This is a genomic window from Microvirga sp. HS2 (assembly GCF_055792805.1).
Map to the genome: position 1 here is coordinate 69,431 of NZ_JBVVAJ010000001.1, position 25,947 is coordinate 95,377.

At 64.5% G+C, this 25,947-nt stretch carries 24 protein-coding genes; 13 read left to right on the forward strand and 11 right to left on the reverse strand.

The genetic code is table 11. The features are described 5' to 3' along the window. Positions 1-177: 177 nt before the first annotated feature. The 6 genes from cysK to ubiE form a co-directional block, all read right to left on the reverse strand. Positions 178-1,158: a cysteine synthase A gene (gene cysK / locus ACS5Q0_RS00295; RefSeq protein ID WP_473124604.1), complete on the reverse strand. Its 981-nt coding sequence runs from the start codon at positions 1,156-1,158 to the stop codon at positions 178-180. A 72-nt stretch (positions 1,159-1,230) separates the two neighbouring features. Beyond that, on the reverse strand, positions 1,231-1,680 hold the full coding sequence (locus ACS5Q0_RS00300; RefSeq protein ID WP_473124605.1) for an RrF2 family transcriptional regulator: 450 nt from the start codon (positions 1,678-1,680) through the stop codon (positions 1,231-1,233). Between the two features lie 10 nt (positions 1,681-1,690). Further along, on the reverse strand, positions 1,691-2,146 hold the full coding sequence (gene dut, locus ACS5Q0_RS00305; RefSeq protein ID WP_473124606.1) for a dUTP diphosphatase: 456 nt from the start codon (positions 2,144-2,146) through the stop codon (positions 1,691-1,693). Continuing rightward, a complete protein-coding gene (gene coaBC, locus ACS5Q0_RS00310; protein WP_473124607.1) occupies positions 2,143-3,354 on the reverse strand; it encodes a bifunctional phosphopantothenoylcysteine decarboxylase/phosphopantothenate--cysteine ligase CoaBC in 1,212 nt (403 codons plus the stop codon). The genes dut and coaBC overlap by 4 nt, the downstream gene beginning before the upstream one ends. Continuing rightward, the gene (gene ubiB, locus ACS5Q0_RS00315) at positions 3,351-4,925 is read right to left on the reverse strand and encodes a 2-polyprenylphenol 6-hydroxylase (protein WP_473124608.1); all 1,575 of its coding nucleotides are present in this window, start codon (positions 4,923-4,925) and stop codon (positions 3,351-3,353) included. Before ubiB ends, coaBC begins: the two co-directional genes overlap by 4 nt. Before the next feature lie 3 nt (positions 4,926-4,928). Then, entirely contained in the window at positions 4,929-5,678 is a 750-nt protein-coding gene (ubiE, locus tag ACS5Q0_RS00320) for a bifunctional demethylmenaquinone methyltransferase/2-methoxy-6-polyprenyl-1,4-benzoquinol methylase UbiE (RefSeq protein ID WP_473124609.1), read from the reverse strand. Positions 5,679-5,777: 99 nt separating this feature from the next. On the opposite strand from ubiE, the gene mutM reads away from it, so the two are divergent. The 12 genes from mutM to gyrB all read left to right on the forward strand — a co-directional run bounded on the left by mutM (position 5,778) and on the right by gyrB (position 19,933). Further along, complete coding sequence (mutM, locus tag ACS5Q0_RS00325) at positions 5,778-6,674, forward strand: bifunctional DNA-formamidopyrimidine glycosylase/DNA-(apurinic or apyrimidinic site) lyase (RefSeq protein WP_473124610.1); 897 nt, start codon at positions 5,778-5,780, stop codon at positions 6,672-6,674. Positions 6,675-6,818: 144 nt separating this feature from the next. Then, positions 6,819-7,616, forward strand: a complete 798-nt coding sequence (locus tag ACS5Q0_RS00330; RefSeq protein WP_473124611.1) for a DUF2189 domain-containing protein — start codon at positions 6,819-6,821, stop codon at positions 7,614-7,616. Between the two features lie 163 nt (positions 7,617-7,779). Continuing rightward, entirely contained in the window at positions 7,780-8,553 is a 774-nt protein-coding gene (locus ACS5Q0_RS00335; RefSeq protein WP_473124612.1) for an enoyl-CoA hydratase, read from the forward strand. Positions 8,554-8,569: 16 nt separating this feature from the next. Further along, positions 8,570-9,385, forward strand: coding sequence for a TSUP family transporter (locus tag ACS5Q0_RS00340; protein ID WP_473124613.1), 816 nt, complete (start codon positions 8,570-8,572; stop codon positions 9,383-9,385). Between the two features lie 166 nt (positions 9,386-9,551). Beyond that, positions 9,552-9,818, forward strand: a complete 267-nt coding sequence (rpsT, locus tag ACS5Q0_RS00345) for a 30S ribosomal protein S20 (RefSeq protein WP_160884582.1) — start codon at positions 9,552-9,554, stop codon at positions 9,816-9,818. Positions 9,819-11,231: 1,413 nt separating this feature from the next. After that, positions 11,232-12,683, forward strand: a complete 1,452-nt coding sequence (gene dnaA / locus ACS5Q0_RS00350) for a chromosomal replication initiator protein DnaA (protein ID WP_473124978.1) — start codon at positions 11,232-11,234, stop codon at positions 12,681-12,683. A gap of 144 nt (positions 12,684-12,827) precedes the next feature. After that, entirely contained in the window at positions 12,828-13,946 is a 1,119-nt protein-coding gene (gene dnaN / locus ACS5Q0_RS00355) for a DNA polymerase III subunit beta (protein WP_473124614.1), read from the forward strand. A gap of 196 nt (positions 13,947-14,142) precedes the next feature. Continuing rightward, positions 14,143-15,306, forward strand: a complete 1,164-nt coding sequence (recF, locus tag ACS5Q0_RS00360) for a DNA replication/repair protein RecF (RefSeq protein ID WP_473124615.1) — start codon at positions 14,143-14,145, stop codon at positions 15,304-15,306. Then, on the forward strand, positions 15,303-15,632 hold the full coding sequence (locus ACS5Q0_RS00365) for a DHCW motif cupin fold protein (protein WP_473124616.1): 330 nt from the start codon (positions 15,303-15,305) through the stop codon (positions 15,630-15,632). The genes recF and ACS5Q0_RS00365 overlap by 4 nt, the downstream gene beginning before the upstream one ends. A gap of 105 nt (positions 15,633-15,737) precedes the next feature. Further along, positions 15,738-16,352, forward strand: coding sequence for a LysE family translocator (locus ACS5Q0_RS00370; protein ID WP_473124617.1), 615 nt, complete (start codon positions 15,738-15,740; stop codon positions 16,350-16,352). 133 nt (positions 16,353-16,485) lie between these two features. After that, entirely contained in the window at positions 16,486-17,100 is a 615-nt protein-coding gene (locus ACS5Q0_RS00375; protein WP_473124618.1) for a LysE family translocator, read from the forward strand. 406 nt (positions 17,101-17,506) lie between these two features. After that, complete coding sequence (gyrB, locus tag ACS5Q0_RS00380; RefSeq protein WP_473124619.1) at positions 17,507-19,933, forward strand: DNA topoisomerase (ATP-hydrolyzing) subunit B; 2,427 nt, start codon at positions 17,507-17,509, stop codon at positions 19,931-19,933. Positions 19,934-20,613: 680 nt separating this feature from the next. On the opposite strand, the gene ACS5Q0_RS00385 is transcribed toward gyrB, so the two are convergent. The 4 genes from ACS5Q0_RS00385 to ACS5Q0_RS00400 all read right to left on the reverse strand — a co-directional run bounded on the left by ACS5Q0_RS00385 (position 20,614) and on the right by ACS5Q0_RS00400 (position 24,024). Further along, positions 20,614-20,916, reverse strand: a complete 303-nt coding sequence (locus ACS5Q0_RS00385; RefSeq protein WP_473124620.1) for a GCG_CRPN prefix-to-repeats domain-containing protein — start codon at positions 20,914-20,916, stop codon at positions 20,614-20,616. Positions 20,917-21,279: 363 nt separating this feature from the next. Beyond that, a complete protein-coding gene (locus ACS5Q0_RS00390; protein ID WP_473124621.1) occupies positions 21,280-21,645 on the reverse strand; it encodes a response regulator in 366 nt (121 codons plus the stop codon). Positions 21,646-21,667: 22 nt separating this feature from the next. Continuing rightward, complete coding sequence (locus ACS5Q0_RS00395) at positions 21,668-23,203, reverse strand: DUF7125 family protein (protein WP_473124622.1); 1,536 nt, start codon at positions 23,201-23,203, stop codon at positions 21,668-21,670. Positions 23,204-23,466: 263 nt separating this feature from the next. Beyond that, the gene (locus tag ACS5Q0_RS00400) at positions 23,467-24,024 is read right to left on the reverse strand and encodes a TetR/AcrR family transcriptional regulator (RefSeq protein ID WP_473124979.1); all 558 of its coding nucleotides are present in this window, start codon (positions 24,022-24,024) and stop codon (positions 23,467-23,469) included. Between the two features lie 46 nt (positions 24,025-24,070). Here ACS5Q0_RS00400 and ACS5Q0_RS00405 point away from each other — a divergent pair, with 46 nt between their 5' ends. After that, positions 24,071-24,595: a dihydrofolate reductase family protein gene (locus ACS5Q0_RS00405; RefSeq protein ID WP_473124623.1), complete on the forward strand. Its 525-nt coding sequence runs from the start codon at positions 24,071-24,073 to the stop codon at positions 24,593-24,595. Positions 24,596-24,720: 125 nt separating this feature from the next. On the opposite strand, the gene ACS5Q0_RS00410 is transcribed toward ACS5Q0_RS00405, so the two are convergent. Next, entirely contained in the window at positions 24,721-25,944 is a 1,224-nt protein-coding gene (locus tag ACS5Q0_RS00410; RefSeq protein ID WP_473124624.1) for an MFS transporter, read from the reverse strand. Positions 25,945-25,947: the final 3 nt, after the last annotated feature.

A 25,947-nucleotide genomic window follows, 5' to 3' on the forward strand; every position in this document is an offset into this window, starting at 1 on the left:
ACAAGTTATAACGTATCGTAAGACGAGAGATTGGCCTCTCTCGCTGACATCCCACGCGTCACTTGCCGCCCCGGCCAGGGCTCGGCGCCGATCATCAGGAAGCGGCGCGGCCGATCCGACGGGACATGAAAAGGACGGCCCTGAGGCCGCCCTTCTTCGGTTAGAACCGGATGAACCTCACAGCCCCTCAAACAAGGGCGTCGAGAGGTAGCGCTCGGCGAAGGACGGCGCGACCGTGACGATGCGCTTGCCCTTGAACTCGGGACGGGCTGCGATCTCCAGGGCGGCCGCCACATTGGCGCCCGTGGAGATGCCTCCGGGAATGCCTTCCAGCTTGGCAAGCCTGCGGGCCGTATCGAAGGCGGTCTGGTTGCCGATGGTGATCACGCCGTCGATGAGGGAGCGGTCGAGCACATCCGGCACGAAACCGGCACCGATGCCCTGGATCTTGTGGGGACCGGGCTGGCCGCCGGAGAGCACGGGGGAATCCTCAGGCTCCACCGCGAATACCTTCATGGCCGGCAGGCGCGGCTTGATGACCTGAGCCACGCCCGTGATGGTGCCGCCGGTGCCGACGCCGGCTACGAAGGCATCGAGCTGGCCTTGGGTGTCGTTCCAGATCTCCTCCGCCGTCGTCTTGCGGTGAATCTCGGGATTTGCCGGATTCTTGAACTGCTGCGGAATGACGGAGCCCGGAATTTCCTTGAGCAGCTCCTCCGCGCGGGCAATCGCACCCTTCATGCCCTGCGGGCCGGGGGTGAGATCGATCTCGGCGCCGAGAAAGGCCAGCATCTTGCGCCGCTCGATGGACATGGTTTCAGGCATCACGAGGATCAGGCGGTAGCCGCGCGCGGCCGCCACGAAGGCGAGCGCGATGCCGGTATTGCCGGAGGTCGGCTCGATCAGCGTCGCGCCGGGCTTGATCTGGCCCGAGGCTTCCATGGCGTCGATCATGTTGACGCCGATACGATCCTTCACGCTGGAGATCGGATTGAAGAACTCGAGCTTGAGGAGGATCTCCGCATCGACCCAGTGTTCCTTCGGCAGCCGGTTGAGGCGCACGAGCGGGGTATGGCCGATAGTGTCGGTGATGGAGCCGTAGATGCGCCCGCGGCCGGGCTTCGTATCGGCGTTCGAGGCGTTGAAAGTGTCAGCCATAAGATCCTCCATGAAATGGCAGGATCCTAGTCCTTTTCGCAACAAGTGTCGATAATTGGCTTAATTCACAATCTATATAGTGAAATCGATCGGTGTGCTCGGTTCGACAACGGCTTCGTCCTGGGCCCGGTTGCACAGATCCTCCACGGTCACCTGGTCGAGCTCGGACAGAAAGGCCTCCGTCCCCTTCATCACAAGCGGGGCCACAACCGCTTCGGCGAGACGGGATTCCGGAAGCGGGGTATCGCCATCGTCCTCCTGCGCCGCCATGGCGATGCGCACGATATCTCCCGCCGTGATGCGCCGACGCTCGCGGGCGAGTTCGTAACCACCACGCGGTCCGCGCACGCCTTTGAGAATTCCCTGCCGCACCAGGGCCTGCAGCACCGGCTCCAGATAACGCGGCGGCAGGTTGTGCCGGGCGGCGAGCGCCTTCGCCGAAACAGGCATCGGACGCGCATGGAGCGCGACGTCGGTGACGGCAGCGATCGCGAGCAGGGAGCGGCGAGAGAGGAAGTTCATCGCGTGCCTTTCAGTTCAGCCCCGTCGATCCGAACCCGCCCGCGGCCCGCGCCGTATGGTCGACATCGGCAACCTCCACCACGTCCACATGGCTCACGGGCACAACGATCATCTGCGCGATGCGCATGCCGCGCGCGATGGCGAAAGGCTCCGCCCCGAAATTGACGAGCAACACCTGCACCTCGCCGCGATAATCCGCATCGATGGTGCCGGGCGCGTTGAGAACCGTCACGCCGTGCTTGAGAGCAAGGCCCGAACGCGGCCGCACCTGAGCCTCGAAGCCCTGCTCCAGCTGGATGACGAGGCCCGTGGGGATGAGCCTGCGCTCCATTGGAACCAGAACCATTGGTGCATCCGCCGGATTGGCGGCGATCAGATCCATGCCTGCGGCGCCCGCGGTCTCATAGCGCGGCAGCGGCAGGTCGGCGCCGTGGGGCAGGCGCTGGATGCGCAGCACGTGCGTCATGGCTTCCGGTCTCCGAGCAAAGCGCCCACATGCGCGACGAGACGTTCGGCGACCTCCGTCTTCGAGAGCGTCGGCCAAGTCTCGACGCCAGATGACGTTACGAGATGCACCGTATTGCTTTCACCGCCCATCACGCCGGTTGCAGGCGACACGTCATTGGCGAGGATGAGATCGCAGCCCTTCTTCGCGAGCTTCTGCTTCGCATGTTCGATCACGTTCTCGGTTTCGGCGGCAAAGCCCACCATGAGCGCGGGACGCTTCTGCGTCAGATGCGAGATCGTGGCGAGAATGTCTGGGTTCTCGGTCAGAGACAGGCTCGGCAGCGCGCCGTCCTTCTTCTTGATCTTCTGCTCGCCCGCATTCGCCACGCGCCAGTCGGCGACGGCGGCGGCGAAGATGCCGATATCGGCGGGCAGCGCCTTCTCCACGGCGTCCAGCATCTCGCGTGCACTCTCCACATGCACGGTCGTGACCCCGGCGGGATCGGGCAGATCGACGGGACCGGAAATCAAGGTCACGCGCGCGCCCGCCGCCGCCGCCGCCTTTGCGATCGCATGGCCCTGCTTGCCCGAGGAGCGATTGGCGATGTAGCGCACCGGATCGATCGGCTCGTGCGTCGGCCCCGACGTCACGATCACATGGCGGCCCGCGAGCGGGCCGGAGGGAGCCAGCAGGCGCTCGACGGCCGCCGCGATTTCAAGAGGCTCGGCCATGCGGCCGGGACCGGTTTCGGCCTCCGCCATCGCGCCCTCGTTCGGCCCGACCGTATGAACGCCGTCGCTCTGCAGTGTCTTGAGATTGCGCTGCGTGGCCGGATGCAGCCACATGCGCACGTTCATGGCGGGCGCGATCAGGATGGGCAATGTGGTGGCGAGCAGGACCGTGGAGGCGAGATCATCCGCGTGCCCGCCCGCCATCTTCGCCATGAGATTGGCGGTGGCAGGCGCGACCACGACGAGATCCGCATCGCGCGCCAGCTTGATGTGCCCGATATCGGCCTCGTCCTCCCGGTCGAAGAGATCCGTATGCGTGCGCTGCCCCGTGAGGGCCGAGACCGCCAGCGGCGTGATGAACTGCTGCGCACCATGGGTGAGGATGCAGCGCACCGACGCGCCCCGCTCGCGCAGGCGGCGGATCAGGTCGAGGGACTTGTAGGCCGCGATCCCCCCGCCGATGACGAGGAGAATGCGTTTGCCGGACAGCGTCATGAGAAACCTCTGAGCAACATGATCATCAACGAGACGGCGATGATCCACAAGGCGGCTACGCCCCAGCGGTTGCCGCGCGCCTCGGCGCGCCCGATGGCGGCGATGCTGTCCCGGTCGAGGGCGACGCCCTTGGCGGTCATGTCCTCCATCTGGTTGAGGACCCGCTCGGCGCGCAACGCCAGATCCGGCAGGTCGCCGATGACGCCGGCGAGCGTCCACAAACCGCGGCCCGCCTGCTCGACGCGGCCCAGGGGGCCGAGATTGCGCTCGATCCAGTCGCGCACCACCGGCTCGGAAGTGGTCCACATGTCGAGCTTGGGATCGAGCGCGCGCGCGACGCCTTCCACCACGACCATGGTCTTCTGCAGCATCACGAGTTCCGTGCGCGTCGCCATGTCGAACAGGGCCGTGATCTCGAACAGCAGCGTCAGCAGCTTCGCCATCGAGATCTCGTCGGCGCGCCGATCGTGGATCGGCTCGCCGATGGCGCGGATCGCCTGCGCGAAATCCTCCACCGAATGGTGCGGCGGCACATAGCCGGCCTCGAAATGCACCTGCGCGACCCGCAGGTAATCGCGGCGGATGAAGCCGAGAAGGATCTCCGCCAGGAAGCGCCGCTCCTTGAGGCCCAAACGCCCCATGATGCCGAAATCCACGGCGACGAGACGGCCCTCCCGATCCACGAACAGGTTGCCGGGATGCATGTCGGCATGAAAATAGCCGTCGCGGATGGCATGGCGCAGGAAGGACTGAATCACCGTGCGCGCGAGCGCCTCGCGGTCGAAGCCTGCTCGCTCGATGCCTTCGATGTCGTTGAGGCGGATACCGTCGATCCAGGTGGTGGTGAGCACGTCCCGGGCCGTGAGATCCCATTCCGGCTTCGGCACGCGGAAATCGGGATCGTCCTTCGTGTTCTCGGCCAGTTCGGAGACAGCGGCGGCTTCGAGGCGCAGATCCATCTCGACGGAGACGGAGCGCGCCAGGGTCTCCACCACCTCCATGGGCCTCAGGCGGCGCGCATCGGGCACCATGCGCTCGAAGAGGCGTGCCGCCGCGCGCATGGCCTGGAGGTCGCGGGCGAAACCCTCGCGGACGCCGGGGCGCACCACCTTCACGGCGACCGTTTCCTCGCCCTCCGGCGTGCGGATGCGCGCCTTGTGCACCTGGGCGATGGAAGCCGCAGCCAGGGGCTCGCTGAAATCGAGGAAGAGGTCGCCGATGGGGCGGCCTAGAGCCGCCTCGATCACGGCGACGGCCTGGGCGCGCGGAAACGGAGGCATCCGGTCCTGCAGGCGCTCCAGGTCGCGCGCGGCCGCGACGCCCACAATGTCGGGACGTGTCGCGAGGAACTGGCCGAACTTCACATAGGAAGGGCCGAGCCTTGTGAGCGCCTTGGACAGACGCGCCGAGCCGTCCTCCGGCTGCCGCCGCTCGATGGTTCGCGCCAGTTTGAGGCCGAGGCGCGCGGACGGCGGCAATGCGCTCGGATCGAAGAGCCCGAGAGCCCCTTCACGGGCGAGAATGAAGCCGGCGCGCAGGTTTCGCGCGAGATGGACGATGCTGCCGATCACGTGTCAGATCTTCCAGCCGGAATGAATGGCGACCACGCCTGCGGTGAGCTGGCGATAGGTGACGCGCTTGAACCCTGCCTCCTCGATCATCCGCGCGAAGGCGGCGGGCGGCGGGAACTTGCGGATCGATTCCACGAGATACTGGTAGGATTCCGCATCCCCCGTCACCATCTGGCCCATGCGCGGGATCACGTTGAAGGAATAGGCGTCGTAGATCCTGTCGAGGAGCGGCACGTCCACCTTCGAGAATTCGAGGCAGAGAAAGCGCCCGCCGGGCTTCAGCACCCGGTGCGCCTCGCGCAGGGCCGCGTCGATGCGCGGCACGTTCCGGATGCCGAAGGCGATCGTGTAGGCGTCGAAGGTGTTGGATTCGAGGGGCAGCTCTTCCGCATTGGCCTCGACGAAATCGATGCGGCCGTCATAGCGGTGGCCGGCACGCTCGGCGCCGACCTTCAGCATCTCGCCGTTGATGTCGAGCACGGTCACATGGGTCTGCGGCCCGCCCGCATCGAGAATGCGGAAGGCCACGTCGCCGGTGCCGCCGGCCACGTCCAGATGGCGGAAGGCGCGGTCGCGGGGCGGGCGCAGGGTGGAGATGAGGCTGTCCTTCCAGAGGCGATGGAGCCCCGCGGACATGAGGTCGTTCATGAGGTCGTAGCGGCTCGCCACCGAGCGGAAGACCTCGTTCACGCGGTCCTGCTTCTCGCCCAGGGGCACGGACTGAAACCCGAAATGGGTGTTCTCGTCGGTCATGATCCTCGATAACCTTCTCGTCGCATTCCAAACGCGATCCATAGCGGAACCGGGGCCCGATGGCTATGTAAGGGCTCCTAAGAACCGAAGAGATGGTTGATGCCCGAACTGCCCGAAGTCGAAACCGTCCGGCGGGGCTTGGAACCCGCCATGGTGGGCGCCCGCTTCACCAAGGTGGTGCAACGCCGTCCGGACCTGCGCTTTCCGTTCCCCGAACGCTTCGCGGAGCGTCTGGAAGGACAGGAGGTTAGGGCTCTGGGGCGCCGGGCCAAGTATCTGCTCGCCGATCTCTCCTCCGGGGAGGTGCTGATCATGCATCTCGGCATGTCCGGCCGCTTCCTGGTGACGCAAGCGGGAGCGACCCGGATGCCGGGAGAGTTCCACCACGAGCACGGAGGCCTCAACGCCCACGATCACGTGATCTTCCAGCTCTCCAACGGGGCGAGCGTCACCTACAACGACGCCCGCCGCTTCGGCTTCATGGATCTGGTGCCCCGGTCCGGGATCGAAACCTGCCGGCATTTCGCGGAGATGGGCATCGAACCTCTCGGCAACGAACTCTCGGGGGATGTCATCGCCGATCTGTTCGCGGGCAAGCGGGCACCGCTGAAGGCCGCCCTCCTCGACCAGCGCCTGATCGCGGGTCTCGGCAACATCTATGTCTGCGAAGCTCTGTTCCGCACCGGCCTTCACCCGGAAGCCCCTGCGGGGTCGCTCGCCACCAAGGCCGGCAAGCCGACGGACAAGGCGCATCGGCTGGCGGAGGTGATCCGGGACGTTCTCTCGGAAGCGGTGACGGCGGGCGGCTCCACCTTGAGGGATCATGCCCAGGTGGACGGCTCGCTCGGCTATTTCCAGCACTCCTTCCGCGTCTACGACCGGGAGGGAGAGCCCTGCATGACGCCCGAATGCACCGGCACGGTCACGCGTCTGGTGCAATCCGGCCGGTCCACCTTCTATTGCCCGGTCTGCCAGAAGCGGCCCCGCGCTCGATAATGTGATCGGCCAAGGTCGCGGGCTCCCCGAAAAAGCCTGAAAAGGCATAGATTCTTGTTGCTTGCAGGTTGCGACCTTCACCGTCGGCATCTTCTGCAGGACAGGCTCGCGACCGCTTGAACTCGAGGTTCAGGAGGGACTGCCATGGCCAAGATTGACGTCGTTTCCCACATCCAGCGCGACCCGGTATCGGAGCACCTCACGATCCGCAGGATCGGCACCTCCGATCTCGTGGATGCCTTGAGGCGGGGCTCTGCGGATTTCTGGGCCGCTCCGACCCATCTCTTCTTCATCGGCCTGCTGTACCCCATCCTCGGCGTGTTCTTCGCAGGGCTCGCCTTCGGCAACAACATGCTGCCGCTCCTCTTCCCGCTGATGTCGGGCTTCGCCCTCGTGGGCCCGCTCGCCGCCGTGGGCCTCTACGAGATCAGCCGCGAGCGCGAGCGCGGGCAGGAGGTGTCCGTGGGCAGCGTCTCCAATGTCTTCCGCTCGCATTCCATCGGATCCATCGCGGCCCTCGGCGTTCTGCTCATGGTGATCTTCATCGCCTGGCTCATGATGGCTCAGGCGCTCTACCAGTCGCTGTTCGGCTGGCACGCCCCCGATTCCATGAGCACCTTCCTGCATGAGGTCTTCACCACCCGGAACGGCTGGATCCTCATCATCGTGGGCAATGCCCTCGGCTTCCTCTTCAGCGCCGCCGTCTTCTCCTTGAGCGTGATTTCCTTCCCGCTCCTGCTCGACCGGGACGTGGGCGCGATCCCCGCGATCCTCGCGTCCTTCAGGGCGGTGGCCGCCAATCCTGGCCCCATGGTCGTCTGGGCGCTCATCGTCGCCCTGGCGCTCGTCATCGGCTTCATTCCGCTCTTCATCGGGCTGGCCGTGGTGCTGCCGATCCTCGGGCACGCGACCTGGCATCTGTACCGCAAGGTGGTCGAATAATCCGATCCATATCGTCATTCATGGCCGGGCAAGCCCGGCCATCCCGCCTTGGAGGCCGCATCGAGCTGAAGGCATGGCTCCTTGGTATCGGGGACGTCGATAGGGACTTGCCGAGCCCCGCCGCCTCCCGTAACCCAGGGACGGAACAGCGGAGATGGCGGCCATGGCCTATGAAACGATCATCGTCGAGACGCGCGGCAAGGTGGGTCTCATCACCCTCAACCGACCCCAGGCACTCAATGCCCTCAACTCGTCTCTCCTGAACGAGGTGAACCAGGCCCTCGACGCCTTCGAGGCCGATCCGACGATCGGCTGCATCGTGGTCACCGGATCCGAGAAGGCCTTCGCGGCCGGGGCCGACATCAAGGAAATGGCATCCCTCGCCTATCCGCAGATCTATCTCGACAACCAGTTCTCCGGCTGGGAGAAGGTGGCGGGCCGCCGCAAGCCGATGATCGCCGCGGTAGCGGGCTTCGCGCTGGGCGGCGGCTGCGAGTTCGCCATGATGTGCGATTTCATCATCGCGGCCGACAACGCCAAGTTCGGCCAGCCCGAGATCAAGCTGGGCGTCATGCCCGGCATGGGCGGCACGCAGCGCCTCACCCGCCTCATCGGCCGGGCCAAGGCCATGGAGATGTGCCTCACCGGACGGATGATGGGCGCGGAGGAGGCCGAGCGCTCCGGACTCGTCGCACGGGTGGTGCCCCTCGCGGAGCTCATGCCCGAAACCATGAAGACGGCGGAGACCATCGCGGCCCTGTCGCTGCCCATCACCATGATGACGAAGGAAACCATCAATCGCGCCGACGAGGTGTCCCTGTCCGAGGGCATCCGCTTCGAGCGGCGGGTGTTCCACGCCATGTTCGCCACCGCCGACCAGAAGGAAGGCATGGCCGCCTTCGTGGAAAAGCGCGCGGCCGATTTCAAAGACCAGTAACCGTGGACCAATAGCCGTGCCGGATATCGGCTTCGACATGATCGCGGCGCTCGCCGCGATCTCTTTTTTCGCAGGCTTCGTGGATTCCATCGCAGGCGGCGGCGGCCTCCTCACGGTGCCCGCTCTCATGCTCGCGGGCCTGAGTCCGGCGAGCGCCATCGCCACCAACAAGGTGCAGGGCGCCTTCGCAGCGGCATCCGCCACTTATACCTTCGGACGCCGCGAGCTGATCGACTGGCGCAAGGCTTGGGGCTTCGCGGCCGTGGCTTTCGTGAGCGGGATCGTGGGCGCGCTCTGCGTGCGCTTCCTGCCGCAATCCCTTCTGCAGATGCTGATCCCGGTGCTCCTGATCGCCATCGCCTTCTATTTCGCCCTGTCGCGCAAAGTGAAGGACGAGGACGCCCATGCCCGGATGACGGCGTTTGCCTTCGGCGCCACCGCCCCGGTTGCCATAGGCTTCTATGACGGGATTTTCGGACCTGGCGCCGGCTCCTTCTATATGCTCGCCTTCGTGACGCTCCTCGGCTACGGGGTGGTTCGGGCCACCGCCCATACCAAGCTCCTGAACCTTGCGAGCAACCTGGGCAGTCTTCTTCTCTATGCGGCGACCGGAGCCGTGATCTGGCCGGTGGGTCTCGTCATGGCCGGAGCCTCGTTTCTCGGGGCGCAGGTGGGCTCGCGGCTCGCGATGCGTCTGGGGAGCCGGATCATCCGCCCACTGCTGGTTCTGGTCTCGGCCGCCATGGCGCTGAGACTCCTCCTCGATCCGGCCAATCCGTGGCGCCTGATCCTGTCGGAAGGGACGCTCGGAAGCCTCCCGGCGCTTTTTTGACACGCGAAGGCCCACGGACATTGACGTTCCGAAGGATCACGTCTATAAGCCGCCCCACACGAGCCTGCGCGTCCGCGGGCTCTTCGGTTTCCATTCATCAACCGATCGCTGACGGGGCTCCAAGCCGGGCTTGTCGCGTCGGACTTTTAACAAACGAGGATTGGCCATGGCCAACACCGTGTCCGCCAAGAAGATGACCCGCAAGATTGCGAAGCGCACCGCGATCAACAAGTCGCGTCGCAGCCGCATGCGGACGTTCATCCGCAAGGTCGAGGAGGCGATCGCCTCCGGCAACCAGACCGAAGCCTTCGCCGCTCTTCGCGCCGCCGAGCCGGAAGTGATGCGCGCTGCCCAGAAGGGCATCGTGCACAAGAACACCGCCTCGCGGAAGGTTTCGCGCCTGACGAGCCGCATCAAGGCCCTGAGCGCCTAAATCGCTCTCAGGCCATCGCGACGATGATCGAACCCGGCCCAACGGCCGGGTTTTTTGCTGCCTGGCCCGCCCCTTTCTTCTCCGATTTGTATCATTTTCCGGCACAAGCCCTGCCCTCCGGAACGAGCCGGGCCCCAGTAGGATTCCGGCCTAGCGCATCGTGCGGAAAAGTGGACCCGGTTTTCCGCTCCGAACGATGCGCTGCTTAGAGGGTGGAGCATCGGATTGATCCCAAAAGTGCAAGTCCACTTTTGTGTCCGATGCTCTAGCCCTTAGCCGGAGAAACGCGAGCGCCGCGCCCATTTCGACGACCGAGCCCCCCTCGATGATCCCTCTTGAAGAGGGCCGCTGAGCGCATTGTGCAGACCCGGCGGGCCCGCTTGAACGATACGCCCTTCGAAAGATTGGAGCATCGGAGGGGACTCAAAAGTGCAGATCCACTTTTCATGTCCGATCCTCCAGGGGGCCTTGGAAGCCTTGCGGCGGAGCAGCCCTCGAAGGCCCTCGACCTCTCATTACCGCGCCGCTGAGCGCCGCTCCTGCCGCACGGCGGCGACTGGGCCACGGCCACGCTTCCCTGGCCTTGCCGACCGTTTCAGGCCGCCCGAAAGGGGCTCCCCTCCCGTCATCCGGCGGAGGAGCCAACAGAAGGGTTCCGGTAGCAGCTTTTCGCCCGCCTTTTATCCACACGGGAGCTTGACTTTATCCCTGAAAAACAGGGTGAGAATCCACATGTCGTGGATTCAAAATGCACATGAAATGACGATGCCGATCAGTAGTTTAGCAGGCAAAGGTTCGCGAAGCATCGGAATCACACTCCATCGTGAGCCGAATCGATCCTGAATCAAGGTTGCGGAACAAGCTTTTTTCGGGGGCTGAAACAACCCGGGGCGACACTGTGAATCAGTTGTAGAGTCAGGACTTTATCGCCGCACCCCAAAACCTGTGGACGGGTCTGTGGAGCCTTTTTGGGCTCCTCCCGGGACGCCTGTCGACTCGACCATGTTGCGCGCCCTTCCCCAGCCTGTATATGGTCATCCTGCTTCAACGGCTCGCCGTGAAGTCATCCGTTCAAGTCCCAAGCTATAGAAAACAACCATGGGGTCAGGGCTTTGTTTCATTCTAACAAGAAGCAAGCGCAAGCACGTGTCTTCCTCAGAGGTAGTCTTGGTAGAGCTTGATAGGATGTCCGGATGGTAGCGTTTTCCGACTGCCTCGACTTCAAAGCGGTTCGATAATCTTTAGTACAATTGGGGGCGCCACGTTCTGAACAACCTGTGAATCAGGGCTGCTTTTCTGTTCAGAACGGGTCATGCGTGGGGGTTTTCGCCAAATCCGGCGAAGCCTCGTGGAGGAAATTTGATGTATCGCAGCGAGGACCATCGCGCCTTTGCCGCTGCCAGTGAGAGCGGCATGGAGGCTTCTGGCGAGCAAACGGCATCGGATGTCTGGACGCGGGTCAAGCGTCGCCTGCGTGCCGAGCTGGGCGAAGATATCTTCGCCAGCTGGTTCGGCCGCCTGGAGCTGGACACGGTGATGGACGGCTGCGCCTATCTGACGGTGCCGACCCGGTTCCTGAAGAGCTGGATCGAGTCGCACTATGCCGACCGGGTCCTGTCGGTCTACCGCTCCGAAACCAAGGACGTGGAGCGCGTGGCGATCGGCGTGCGCAACACGATCGGCCGCGAGGCGGCTTCCCAGCGCCGTCCCAACGAGGCCGTCCGCCCGAACACGCCGGCTTCCATGCCGATGGCCGTTCAGGCCAGCGAGCCCAAGGCGCCGTCGCTCGCAATCCCTCAGGAGGAACGGACGGAGAATTCGGATCTCGGCGGCGCGCCGCTCGATCCGCGCCTGACCTTCGAGAGCTTCATCGTCGGCCGCTCCAACGCCCTGGCGCATGCTGCCGCCGATCGGGTGGCCCATGCGCCGAACGGTCAGGTGATCTACAATCCGCTTTACCTTCATGCGGGCGTGGGCCTCGGCAAGACCCATCTGCTCCACGCCATCGGCCATCAGATGCGCACCCAGGGCCGGCGCGTCATCTATCTCACCGCGGACCGTTTCATGTACGGCTTCGTCGCATCCCTGAAGGCACAGACGTCGCTGGCCTTCAAGGAGCGCCTGCGCGGGATCGATCTGCTCATCATCGACGACGTGCAGTTCATTCAGGGCAAGCAGATCCAGCAGGAATTCGGCCACACGCTCAACGCACTCATCGACGCGGGCCGTCAGATCGTGATCGCCGCCGACCGTCCGCCGGCGGATCTGGAGAATCTGGACGAGCGCGTGCGCTCGCGCCTCGCGGGTGGCCTCGTGGTCGAGGTCACGGCGCTGGACGAGGCCCTTCGCACCTCGATCCTCTCCACCCGCATCGAGGCCGTCAAAGCCATTCATCCCACCTTCGAGGTGGGCCCCAACGTCATCGCCTACGTGGCCCGTTCGATCACGGCGAACGGCCGCGATCTCGAAGGCGCGGTGAACCGCCTCCTGGCCCATGCCACGCTCACCGGCTCGGCCATCACCCTCGAGACCGCCGAGACCGCGATCCGCGACCTCGTGCGCAATCGCGAGCCGAAGCGGGTGAAGATCGAGGATATCCAGAAGCTCGTGGCCTCGCGCTACAACGTCTCCCGCTCGGACATCCTTTCGGAACGCCGCACCGCCGCCGTGGTGCGTCCGCGACAGATCGCCATGTACCTGTCCAAGGTGCTGACGTTGCGTTCCCTGCCGGAGATCGGTCGCCGCTTCGGCGGCCGCGATCACACCACCGTGCTCCATGCAGTGCGCAAGATCGAAAAGGCGCTCGGCGAGGACCATGCCCTGTCCGACGAGGTCGAGTTGCTCAAGCGGATGCTCCAGGAGTAAGCCCTTCCGAGGCGGCAGGAAGCCCCCACCCGGAACGGTCCAAACCTGTGGCCTTGCTTTCTCCGGCAACAGACGCCAATCTTGCCGCTCCGCTTGTCGCATTGGTGACAGGCCAAGAATTTCACCGACAATAGGTGTCGCGTTATGAGAGTTACTGTTGAGCGCGCCGCTCTTCTGAAGGCGCTGGGGCACGTGCACCGCGTCGTCGAGCGCCGCAACACCATCCCGATCCTGTCGAACGTGCTCCTGCGCGCCGAGGACGGCGCCTTGCGCCTACGTGCGACGGACCTCGACATCGAGGTCACGGAAACAATTCCCGCCGATATCACGGAGGCAGGCTCCACCACGGTGCCCGCCTACATGATCTACGACATCGTGCGGAAGCTCCCGGACGGCGCTCAGGTCTCCCTCGAGATGACCGCCGACATGGGCCAGATGCAGATCCGCTCGGGCCGCTCGCGCTTCATGCTGCAGGCGCTGCCCGAGAGCGACTTCCCGGATCTCGCCGCCGGCGACCTTCCGCACCGCTTCACCTTGACGGCTGCCGATCTCAAGCGCCTGATCGAAAAGACGCAGTTCGCGATCTCGACGGAAGAAACGCGCTACTACCTCAACGGCATCTATCTCCACACGCTGGATGCGGGCGGATCGCTCGTGATGCGCGCAGTCGCCACCGACGGCCATCGCCTCGCCCGCGTGGAGCTGCCCGCGCCCACGGGCTCGGAAGGCATGCCCGGCGTGATCATTCCGCGCAAGGCCGTGGCTGAGATCGTCAAGCTCGTCGAGGACGGATCGGAGAGCATCACCGTCGAGCTGTCCTCGGCGAAGGTCCGCCTGACCTTCGACGGCGTGGTGCTGACCTCCAAGCTCATCGACGGTACCTTCCCGGATTACCAGCGCGTCATTCCGTCCGGCAACGACAAGGTCCTCGTGGTCGAGCGCGGCGATTTCGCCAAGGCCGTCGACCGCGTCTCCACGATCTCCTCGGAGCGGGGCCGCGCCGTGAAGCTGGCGCTCGCCGACGGACGCCTGACGCTCACCGTCAACAATCCGGATTCGGGCAGCGCGACGGAAGAGATCGAGGTCGATTACGATTCCGGTCCCATCGACATCGGCTTCAACGCCAAGTACCTGCTCGACATCACGTCCCAGCTCGACGGCGATACGGCCCTCTTCAAGCTCGCCGACCCGGGCTCGCCCACCCTCATCCAGGATCGCGAAGGCGCATCCGCGCTCTACGTCCTGATGCCGATGCGCGTGTAAGAGTCGCTGCGCTGAAACTCGCGTCGTCACCGGCCTTGCGCCGGTGATCCCGAGGGAAAGACGCGGCGATCTTCGGATCGGAACGGTCGGGCTTGGCCCGGCCATGACGAAGGAAGAGTTCGGGAACAATCGTAAAATGCGCTTTGGCCGTGCCAACGCTTGATCTTTCAGGCTCTCTCCTGAAAGAAGGGGACGCATGTCCGCTTCTCCCGTCGCCGCCTCCCGAATCGTTCGCCTGATCCTCCAGGATTTCCGCACCTATGCGAGCCTGGACCTTTCCGTCTCGCGCCAGCTCGTGGCGCTCGTAGGCGAGAACGGGGCAGGCAAGACCAATGTGCTGGAGGCGATCTCCCTTTTCATGCCGGGACGGGGCCTGCGCCGCGCAGAGCTCGGCGACATGGCCCGCCAGGGCGGTCCCGGATCCTTTGCCGTTTCGCTCGCCCTCGATACCGCTTACGGCGAGCACCGCCTCGGCACCGGCCTCGAGCCGCAGGGAGACAATGGCCGCGCCTCCCGCCTGTGCCGGATCGACGGCACGGCGGCTTCTTCGCCGACGGCCTTCGCCGAATTCCTGCGGGTCGTCTGGCTCACGCCCGATCTCGATGCCTTGTTTCGCGGTCCGGCCGGTGACCGCCGCCGCTTCCTCGACCGCCTGGTGCTCGCGGTGGACGCGGAGCACGGCACCCGGGTGAATGCCCTGGAGCGTGCGCTGCGCTCCCGCAACCGCGTGCTGGAGGAAAACCCCGACGACCGTCTGTGGCTCGATGCCTTGGAGCGTGAGGTGGCGGAGCTTGCCATCGCGGTCGCCGCGGCGCGGCGCGAGACCGTCCAGCGGCTCAGCCAGCTGATCCTGGAGACCCGCGAGGAGGAATCCCCCTTCCCCTTCGCGACGATGACCATCGAAGGCGAGATCGACACACTGGTCGCCACGCTTCCCGCCGTCGACGCCGAGGACCGCTACCGCGCAATCCTGCGCGATCATCGTGCCCGCGACCGCGCCGCCGGACGAACCCTCATCGGCCCGCAGGCCTCGGACCTGCTCGTGCGCCACGGCCCCAAAGACATTGCCGCCAATACCGCCTCTACAGGTGAGCAGAAGGCCCTTCTCATTGGTCTCGTGCTCGCCCATGCGCGCCTGGTGGCCAGCATGAGCGGCATCGCCCCGTTCGTGCTCCTCGACGAGGTCGCCGCCCATCTCGACCCGCGCCGCCGCGCGGGACTCTTCGCAGCGTTGGAATCACTGGGCGGACAGGTCTGGATGACAGGCGCGGATCCGAGCCTCTTCCAGGAACTGGACGGACGCGCCGATCTCCTGCATGTTACCCCTGGACACATTATTACAATCCAGGGCGCCCCATGAAACTGTCGGACATTCCCTTCTGCATGACGGATTGGTCTCGTGTCGACCCGGTTGTCTATCCCGGGGAGACAGGCCAGGCGATCTGGCACACCCAGCAGTTCAACGACATTCGCGTGCGCCTGGTGGAGTATTCGCCGGAATATCGGGCAGATCATTGGTGCAGCAAAGGTCATATCCTGTTCGTTCTCGAAGGTGAGCTTGTCACCGAGCTCGAGGATGGGCGGGTCTTCACGCTTCTGCCGGGTCAGAGCTTCCAAGTTGCCGATCAGACCGCGGCTCACCGGACCCAATCGACCATCGGCGCGAAGCTCTTCATCGTCGACTAGAGCATTTTTCGGCGAAGTGGATCCGGTTCGCCGTCAAAAATGCGGCAAAGCAAAGAAAAGAGATGATTCCACGCAAGGGGAAACAGCTCTAGCCGAGGACAACCCATGGAACTCGCAGGTCTGATCCTGTTCTCGTCCGCGCTCTTCATTGCCGCGGCCTCTCCCGGTCCGGGGATTGCCGCCATCGTGGCGCGGGTGCTCGAACGCGGCCCGAAGGAGGCAGTGCCCTTCAGCATCGGAATCGCCCTGGGCGACGTGGTCTGGCTCACCTGCGCGGTCTTAGGGCTCGCCGCCCTGGCCCAGACCTTCCATGAGGTCTTCCTGGCGATCAAATACGCTGGCGCGGCCTATCTGCTCTACATCGCCTACAAGCTCTGGACGGCTCCCGCCACGGCGCGGGAGGTCGAGGCCGAGGAGAGGGCCGAGCATCCGGCGAAGCTCCTGTTCGGCGGGCTGGCGCTCACGCTCGGCAATCCGAAGTCCATGGTGTTCTATCTCGCGCTCCTGCCCACCTTCCTCGATCTCACCAGGATCACGATGCTGGGCTATGCGGAACTCGCTCTCGTCGCCTTGGCCGTGCTTGCGGTGGTGTTCGGCGGCTACATCGTGCTCGCGTCCCGGGCCCGCAGGCTCTTCACCAGCCCCGGCGCCATCCGCGTCCTCAACCGCGCCACGGGGACAGTCATGGCCGGTGCCGCAGCGGCCGTCGCGGTGCGGTAGGAGCATCAACAAGGGCAGCATATTCTCGTTGCGGAGGCACCTTTGATCGTAGCCATCGAATCCGCTGGAGCTGAAGAGCATTTTTTGTTATGTTGTATTAGAGCGCAATTCTGCGCTCCTCGGATGATCTTCCATGGATCTGTCAGGTCTGCTCCTCTTCGTTTCCCCTCTCTTCATTGCTGCCGTTTCTCCGGGACCGAGCATCACGGCTCTCGTCGCGCGCGTCCTGGGACGAGGGGCACGGGAAGCGATTCCGTTCGGGGCAGGCATGGCGGCCGGCAGCGTCGTGTGGCTGACCTGCGCCGTTTTGGGCCTGGCCGCGCTCGCGCAGGCGTTTCAATGGGTGTTTCTGGTGATTCGATACGCGGGGGCGGCGTACCTGTTGTTCATCGCCTATAAGCTCTGGATCACTCCTGCAACAGTTTCGGTCATTGAGATTCACGAGAAGAGCGAGCCCCCCATCCGGCTGTTCCTGAGCGGATTTGCTGTGACATTGAGCAACCCGAAATCCATCGTGTTCTATCTCGCGCTTCTGCCCACCTTCCTCGATCTCACCAGGATCACGATGCTGGGCTATCTGGAGCTGGTGGTGGCGACGCTGAGCGTGCTCGCGGTGGTGTTCGGCGGCTATATTCTGCTCGCGACCCGCGCGCGCCGGCTCTTCACCAGCCCAAGGGCGATCCGCATCCTCAACCGTACTACGGGCGCGGCCATGGCGGGGGCGGCGGCAACCATGGCGGCCCGCTGACGGGCAATGGCAACCGCCCGGTTCATGCTCTGGTCGTGCGTGAGCCTTGCCTGCGCATACGCCTTTCACGACCGTTATTGGCGCTGGCGGGATTGTTTCAACGTGCTTGGCCGCTGTTACGATACGGAAGATGGCGTGACGGTCGAGCAGGCCGGCCCGATCCGGGGAACGCTCGCGCTTGTTTTCGGCTTTCTCGCGCTGAAGAGCCTCCGGAGTCTCCTGAGACAAAGAACCACCCCTCGAAGTCCCTGAATCGGCACTTTTCCGTGGATTTTTCGGCCCCTTTCCACGCGCGCGTAGGCGCGCGGGGGTGAAATTTCAACCAATCGTCACTAAATATCTGATCTGACGAATCAAACCCCTGGCGCGCCCCTCCTTCTTTCCGCTGCGCCTTGAAGGATCCCAAATGGCCGAACCTGCTATCAACGTGAATGCCGACGCCTATGGCGCGGAATCGATCAAGGTGCTCAAGGGCCTTGATGCGGTACGCAAGCGGCCGGGCATGTATATCGGCGATACCGATGACGGCTCGGGCCTGCACCACATGGTCTACGAGGTGGTGGACAACGCCATCGACGAGGCTCTGGCCGGTCACGCAACGGAAGTCACCGTCACGCTCAACGCCGACGGCTCGGTGACCGTCACCGACAACGGCCGCGGCATTCCCACCGACATCCACGCCGGCGAAGGCGTCTCGGCGGCCGAGGTCATCATGACCCAGCTCCATGCCGGCGGTAAGTTCGACCAGAACTCCTACAAGGTATCCGGCGGCCTGCACGGCGTGGGCGTGTCCGTGGTGAACGCGCTCTCGACCTGGCTGCGCCTGCGCATCTATCGCAACGGCAAGGAACACTTCATGGAGTTCCGCCACGGCGACGCCGCGGCTCCGCTCGCGGTGGTGGGGGACGCGCCCGACAAGCGCGGCACGGAAGTGACCTTCCTGCCCTCCCCTGAGACCTTCACCATGGTGGAGTTCGACTACGCCACCCTCGAGCATCGCCTGCGCGAGCTGGCGTTCCTGAACTCGGGCGTGCGCATCGTGCTCACCGACAAGCGCCATGCGGAGCACAAGCGCGAGGAGCTGATGTACGAGGGCGGCGTGGAGGCGTTCGTGCGCTATCTCGACCGCGCCAAGACCCCGCTGATCCCGCAGCCGGTGATGATCCGCTCCGAGAAGGACGGCATCGGCGTGGAAGTGGCGCTCTGGTGGAACGACTCGTACCACGAGAACGTACTCTGCTTCACCAACAACATCCCGCAGCGGGATGGCGGCACGCATCTCGCGGGCTTCCGCGCGGCGCTCACCCGCCAGGTGAACGGCTATGCCGAATCCTCCGGCATGACGAAGAAGGAGAAGGTTTCGCTCACCGGCGACGATTGCCGCGAGGGCCTGACCGCCGTCGTGTCGGTGAAGGTGCCCGATCCGAAGTTCTCGTCGCAGACCAAGGACAAGCTCGTCTCCTCCGAGGTGCGGCCCGCGGTCGAGAACGTGGTGAACGAGGCGCTCAACAACTGGCTCGAGGAGCACCCGCAGGAGGCCCGCACCCTCGTCGGCAAGGTGGTCGAAGCCGCCGCCGCCCGCGAGGCCGCCCGCAAGGCGCGCGAGCTCACCCGCCGCAAGGGCGCGCTCGACGTGGCATCGCTGCCGGGCAAGCTCGCCGATTGCCAGGAGCGCGATCCCTCGAAATGCGAGCTCATCCTCGTGGAGGGCGACTCGGCCGGCGGTTCAGCCAAGCAGGGCCGCGACCGCGCCTTCCAGGCCGTGCTGCCCCTGCGCGGCAAGATCCTCAACGTGGAGCGGGCGCGCTTCGACAAGATGCTGTCGTCGCAGGAGATCGGCACGCTGATCACGGCGCTGGGCACCGGCATCGGCCGCGAGGAGTTCAACGTCGAGAAGCTGCGCTACCACCGCATCATCATCATGACGGACGCGGACGTGGACGGCTCGCACATCCGCACGCTGCTGCTCACGTTCTTCTTCCGTCAGATGCCGGAGCTGATCGAGCGCGGGCACCTCTACATCGCGCAGCCGCCGCTCTACAAGGCGACCCGAGGCAAGTCCTCGATCTACCTCAAGGACGAGCGCGCGCTGGAGGACTACCTCATCGACGCGGGCATCGAAGGCGCGGCCCTGCAGCTCGAAAGCGGCCTGGAATTCCAGGGCGATCAGCTCAAGGGCCTGATCGACGAGGCGCGTCTCGTGCGCCAGGTTCTGAACAACCTGCACACCCGCTACAACCGCAAGGCCGTCGAGCAGGCGGCGATCGCCGGCGCGCTGCGCCCCGATGTGGTGGAGGATCCCGAGCGGGGTCCCGCGGCGGCGGCCTACATCGCCACGCGCCTCGATGCGATCTCCGAGGAGCTCGAGCGCGGATGGACGGGCGAGGTGAGCGAAGGCGGCTATGCCTTCTCGCGCACCGTGCGCGGCGTGACGCAGACGGCGGTTCTCGATCAGGCCCTGATCGCGAGCCAGGAGGCGAAGAAGCTCGACGAGCGCTCCACGTCGCTGCAGGACGTCTACGCCAAGCCGGCGAAGCTCGTGCGCAAGAGCGACGAGATGCAGATCGACGGTCCGCTCTCCCTGTTCAACGCCGTGATCGCCTACGGCCGCAAGGGCCTGCAGCTCCAGCGCTACAAAGGCCTCGGCGAGATGACTGCCCAGCAGCTCTGGGAGACCACCCTCGACCGCAACGTGCGCTCGCTGCTGCAGGTCAAGGTGAAGGACACGACCGACGCCGACGACCTGTTCGTGAAGCTCATGGGCGACGTGGTGGAACCCCGCCGCGAATTCATCCAGGAGAACGCGCTCTCGGTGGCGAATCTCGACGTGTAAGGGACGCGTGTCATATCCTCGGGCATGAAAGTCTGACTCCAGCCCGGGGTATCCTGACTCGAATCGGCGACGAGCCCGACTCTCCGTTTCGTACACCTATGGGCTGCACGAACGATCCCGAGCCTCGCCGCGCCCTCAGGAACGCATTCGATCAAAGCCCCGCCTTCCATCGGGAAGCGCGGGGCTATTCGCGCCCGGACACAACGGCGGGCTCCCATTCCCTGAAGCATCGGACGAGAAATCGTCCCCACGTCCGATGCTCGAAGATGCTGATTGACGTGCATCTTTCCACGCAAGTGGGAACGGCTCTGGCGCATCGTGCGGACCCAGCGGGCGGCATGAACGATGCGCTCTTCCAGAGAGGGGAGCATCGGATGGGTGCCAAAAGTGCAAGTCCACTTTCCGCCTTGCGCCAGAAGCCGCCGCACGGCTTCGGCAAACCCAAATTCTCTGGCGGATTGCGTTACCGCCAGCGGAAACTACGCTCAGCATAAATCCGACCGCTGCGGAGGCCGCGCGATGCTCTCTTCTCAGGAGAATGCATCGGATCCGCCCCAAAAGTGCAAATCCGCTTTTAGGTCCGATGCTTTAGAGCTGTTTCCCCTTACGTGGAATCAGCTCTTCTGTTTGAAATGCCGCATATTTTTCTGCGAACCGGATCCACTTCGCCGAAAAATGCTCTAGTACCGCCGACGGTAATAAGCCCTAGGATAGCCGTAGTATCGGCGGCCATAATAGGGGCGACGGTAGCCATAGTACCGCGGCCCGTAGTAGCCGCCACGGTAGTAGTAGCGGGGCGCAGCATAATAGCCGCGGTAGTAGTTCGGTCGACAATAGCCATAGGGGCCCCGGTGAAAGCCAGGGCCGCAGCCCTGCGCTGCCTCAGCGGGCGCGAAGCCGATCCGGCCCTGCTCCAGTGAGGCCATCCCGAGCCAGGCACCAAGTAAAAGGGCGGCGAACGTCATCAGTCTCAGTGATTTCATAACACGCGCTCCTTGGGTCAAGGTGAAGGACGCTTGACGTGGGCGGCGTTCGACACGCGTCAAGGCCCTCGTAGGACGCGATGACAATTATAGAAGCATGAGAAAGCACTGTCGCCTCAATGTTGAGGGACATTGCCTTTCCATTTTAAGACAAAACGGCTTGAAGGTCGGGAATAGATCAAGCTCGACCGTACGTCTGCCGGCCCGTCAATGAGGACTGCTCTCGAGCGCTGCGCAGCTGCCTCACGAAACCTTAGAGCACTTTTCGGCGAAGTGGATCCGGTTCGCCGTTGAAAAGTGCGGCAATCAGAAAAGAGAGCTGATTCCACGTAAGGGGAATCAGCTCTAGGCTCACCGGCACGCCTACGAAGCTGTGCCGATGAGCTCCCGCACTGTCTCGAGCAGGCGACCATTCTGAAAAGGTTTATCGAAGACAGCCGCGAACAGATCGTGGCGGTCCCGCGCGATCGCCCCTTGCGCCCCACTCATCAGAATCACCGGAACATCGCGATACTCCGGCAGGGACTTTAGCGTTTCGGCCAACTCGAGACCTGTCATGAGCGGCATCATGAAATCGGTAATGACGAGCCCCGGGCGCTCCGCTTTGATCATGGCCAAGGCTCGGCGTCCATGAGGCGCCTGCGCCACCTCGTACCCTTCGTCCTCCAGCAGGCATGTCACCATGTCGGCTACAAGAAACTCGTCATCGACGACCAGGATCTTTGTCACAATGCAGCGTCCTCGTTCGCAATCACGTCTGACGGCCGGTGGAGGTGGGATGGGCCGTGCCGGTGAGGGCACCTTCCACCTCTTGCAGCCGCTGACCGATGGCGAGCCCGCGCTCGGTGATCTTCACTTCATAAAGGCGTGGGTCGAACGCGCTGTCGCGGACTTTGATCACAGCCAGCACACGATGGAGCTCAGACTGAAGCTCCGTCTGACGCAGCAGGAGAAGGTTGTCGATGATGCCCGAAAATTCCGGAGAGGGATTCGTAATCTGAGAGCCGAAGAGGTCCCTCATTTCCCATGTGGCAAGCGTGGTGACGCCCAGAGCCCGAAGTTCGTTCGTCAGAGCCGCAAGATATTCGACCAGCCGTTCTGGCGGGACTGCCGCGCGCTGGAAGCCGCCTAAGCCATCAATGAACAGGCGCTTGACCCCACGCCGGCGAACGGCATCCAGCAGCCGATGACCGAGTTCGTCCAGCAGGTTTTCGGTCAAGGGCTGCCAGATGACCTCAAGCATGCCGCCCTCGACCAGAGCCGCGATGTCCACACCGACGGAGCGGCCCTTGAGCGCCAGCCGCGCGGGTGTCTCGTAAAATCCGAAATGAAGCGCTGGCTCCTTGTCGGTTGCCTGACTGAGAAAGTTCAGCCCGAACGTTGTCTTTCCGCTGCCTGTCGGGCCCATCAGGAGGGTAACGGACGATTGCGGCAACCCCTGCCCTATGATGGAATCGAGGCCGGCAATGCCGGTGGGGACGCGCTTGAGATCGGGATCATGATCATTCGTCGGACGGGCAAGGACTGCCTCCATCCGCGGGTAGATCGTGACCCCGCTGTCCGAAATCACATATTGATGGTAGCCCCCGATGGCCGCGCTGCCTCGCGACTTGCGGACCCGGAGCTGCCGCACGGTCCGCACGCCGGTCGTTTGCTCGGAGAGCTCAATCACTCCGTCGACCATGGTATGTTCCGGGCTGGAATCGTCGATCTGCGCGCTGGTCAGGAACAGAACGGTGCAGTGGGCGAAGGCCGCATGCGATTGCAGTTCCGCGACAAAGGTTTTGACATCAAGATCACTGCCTGCTGTGTCGCGGGCATTCAAGAGGCCGTCGAAGATCAGCAGGTTGGCCTTCTGCCGCTTGATTTCCTGCCGTAGCGTCTCGACGACCTCGCCGAGCCCTTCACTCCTAAGCGTTTGAAAAACACTGACGAAGTTGATGCCGTTGCCCACTTTGGCAGCGTCATAGAAGTCAAGGGCCGAAAGCGATTGGAACAAACGTTCGTGGGTCTCTGCCAGGAGCGTCACATAGAGGACCCTGCGACCTAAGGCTGCCTGCGTGAACGCGATCTGGTTCGCCAGGATGGTCTTTCCAGCGCCCGGGCGTCCTTGGACGATGTAAGCCGAGCCATCGATCAGACCGCCACAGAGCACCGTGTCCAGTCCTTCAACCCCGCTCTTCAGGCGTGCGAGAGTGTCACCCACGTAATCGTCCTCCAAAACCCCGAGACCTGCTCGACCTCCGCTTAAGTGGGCCCGGACTGTCCCGGTTCCAAGGTTTGTCACTCGCAGCCAAGTGACACGGCACCGACATATGTGGGCGCTTCCCTTTGACAAGGGATGTGGATCGGCGCGGCCCGTGCCCCCTCGGCATCGATGTCCGCCCTGAGCTCACTGTGGTCGCTGTCACTCGCACAGCGGGGGTTCTGCCGAAGCTTGTCGCCAGGTTCGAAGCGGGTCAAACTGGAGCCGATGCGCGTGGCCTCATGAAGGTCGGCTTACCTGCAAGCACGGAACTTCGGCCTTCGTCTGCCCTGTGCCGACAGCGGTCATTTCAATCCCGCGATCCACTCCTCCAACGCCCGCCTGATCGCCTGGTCCGGCGGCTCCTCGCGCGTGAAGGCCCACCACGTATGGGCGCCCTGCCAAAGGCTCGCCATCTGCCAACCGAGGCGTAGTCCCTGCGCCCGATCCTTTGAAAGGCGGCGGCCGAGAGCTTCGGCCAGGCGGTGGCCCCAGGCCGCGCCGCGGCTGCGCAGGACGGGATTGCGCAGATCTTCCCGCAGGAGCAGCAGGCCGTTGCTCGCGTCGCGTTCCGCGGTTTCGGGCGGCATGAGGCGCAGCAGCAGGCTGATCGCGCCTTCGGGCGTCGGTGCCTCCTCCGCGTCCGCTGCCTCGGTCTCTGCGTCCAGCCGGTCCCAGGCCCGCAGCAGAATAGCCTGAACCAGTGTCTCCCGGGCGCCGTAGCGCTGGACCAGGGTTGCCGGCGAGAGACCGCAGGCTAGCGCCGCGCGGGTGAAGGTGAGTCCGTCGGGCCCGCTCTCCATGAGCGCTTCGAAGAGAGTATTGAGCACCTGCTCGTCGGGAATCGTCTTGGGTCTTGCCATGACGATATATAAACGTACATTCATTTACTAATCAACGGAGGCCACCATGCCCAGGATCCTGGGCTATATCGCCACCAGCCTCGATGGGCTGATCGCCACCGGGGACGACAGTCTCGACTGGCTGTTCAAATACGACGACATGAACCTCGGCGAGCACGACTACCGTGCTTTCCTCAAGCGCATCCGCACCGTGGTGATGGGACGGGGGACGTATGATTTCCTGGCGCGGGATCCTTCCCCCTGGGCCTACGCAGACAAGCGCGTGATCGTCGTCACGTCGCGGTCGATCGACGATCCCAAAGGTCCACTGGAGGTCCGCAGCGACGTCGATGCGCTGATTCGCGAACTTCGCGAGCTGGATGACGGCGACGTGTGGATGCTGGGCGGCGGTGAGTTGCAGATGGCGTTCCTCGAGCGCGGGGCGCTGGACGAGATCGAGATCTACGTCATCCCGGAAATGCTGGGCGGCGGCCGACCGCTCTTTCCGCTCACCGGCTTTCGCGCGAGCCCGACTCTCGTCAGCGCGCAGGTGATCGACAAGGGCTGCGTGCGGCTGCACTACCGCTTCTAGAGCATCGGACCCAGAAGTGGACTTTCACTTTTGGGATTGATCCGATGCTCCACTCGTTAGATCAGCGCATCGGCCCCTACCGTCCTTCATCCTTGCCTTCACCCTTGCGAAAAAGGCCGCGCGTCTCAACACGCCGCGCGGCTGGCGCGGGACGATGCCGTGACGGCGAGAGCCGCGACCGCCACCGCGAGGGGCAGGAACGACACCCAGAGCACAATGTCCCAGCCATAAGACGTCAGAAGGCTGCCGGACGAGAAGGAGCCCAGGGCCATCGTCCCGAACACCAGGAAGTCGTTGAGCGACTGCACCCGTGTCCGCTCTTCCGGACGGTGACACTCGAGCACGAGCGCCGACGCGCCCACGAAGCCGAAGTTCCACCCGAGGCCGAGCAGGATCAGGGTCAGCCAGAAATGCGCCACATCCACGCCCGTCAGCCCGATGGCGGCGGATATGGCCGTCAGGGCCAATCCGGCGGCCACCACCCGGGGCGCGCCGAAGCGCGTGATCAGCCGGCCGGTGAAGAAGCCCGGACCGTACATGGCGATGATGTGCCATTGCAGGCCGAGGTTGGACAATTCCTGCGACAGGCCGCACAGGCGCATCGCCAACGGCGCGGCCGTCATGATGAAGTTCATGAGCGTATAGGAGACCACCCCGCAGATCACGGCGGTGATGAAGCGGGGCTGTCGCACGATGACACCGAGCGGGCGGCCGCCGGCGACCTCCGCCGCCGTAGGCATCGGAACCCGGACCCCGAGCAGGACGAGGGCGGACACGGCCGCGATCGCGGCCTGCGCCAGGAACGTCGCCGCAAACATGTAAGGCTGCCACAGGTCCATGGTGTAGGTGACGAGCTGCGGACCGATGATTCCGGCGAACACTCCGCCCGCCATGACGGCGGACAGCGCCCGCGCACGCCGCTCCGGCGGGACGCAATCGGCGGCGGCGAAGCGGAACGAGAGCACCACGGCGGCATAGGCCCCGCCGAAGAACGTGGCTGCGCAGAACAACCAGAACGAGCCCAGCACGATGGCCAGGGCGGCCAGCAGCCCGACGAGCACGCCACAGCCCGTTCCCGTGAGGAACGCCGCGCGGCGGCCGTGCCGCCGGGCGATGGCCCCGGCCGGCAGGGTGCAGGCCGCCATCCCCACCACGAAAACCGAGATCGGCAGCGTCGCCAGCGCCTTGCTCGGGGCGAGCATGTTGCCGACGATGGCGCCGGTGGCATAGACGACCGCCGAGTTCGCCCCCGCGAGCGCCTGCGCGACGGCGAGCCTCAGGACATCCGCATCTCCGGATCGCGTCGCGGGCGCGAGGCCGGCCGCGGCATTGGCATCAGCATGTGACATGTG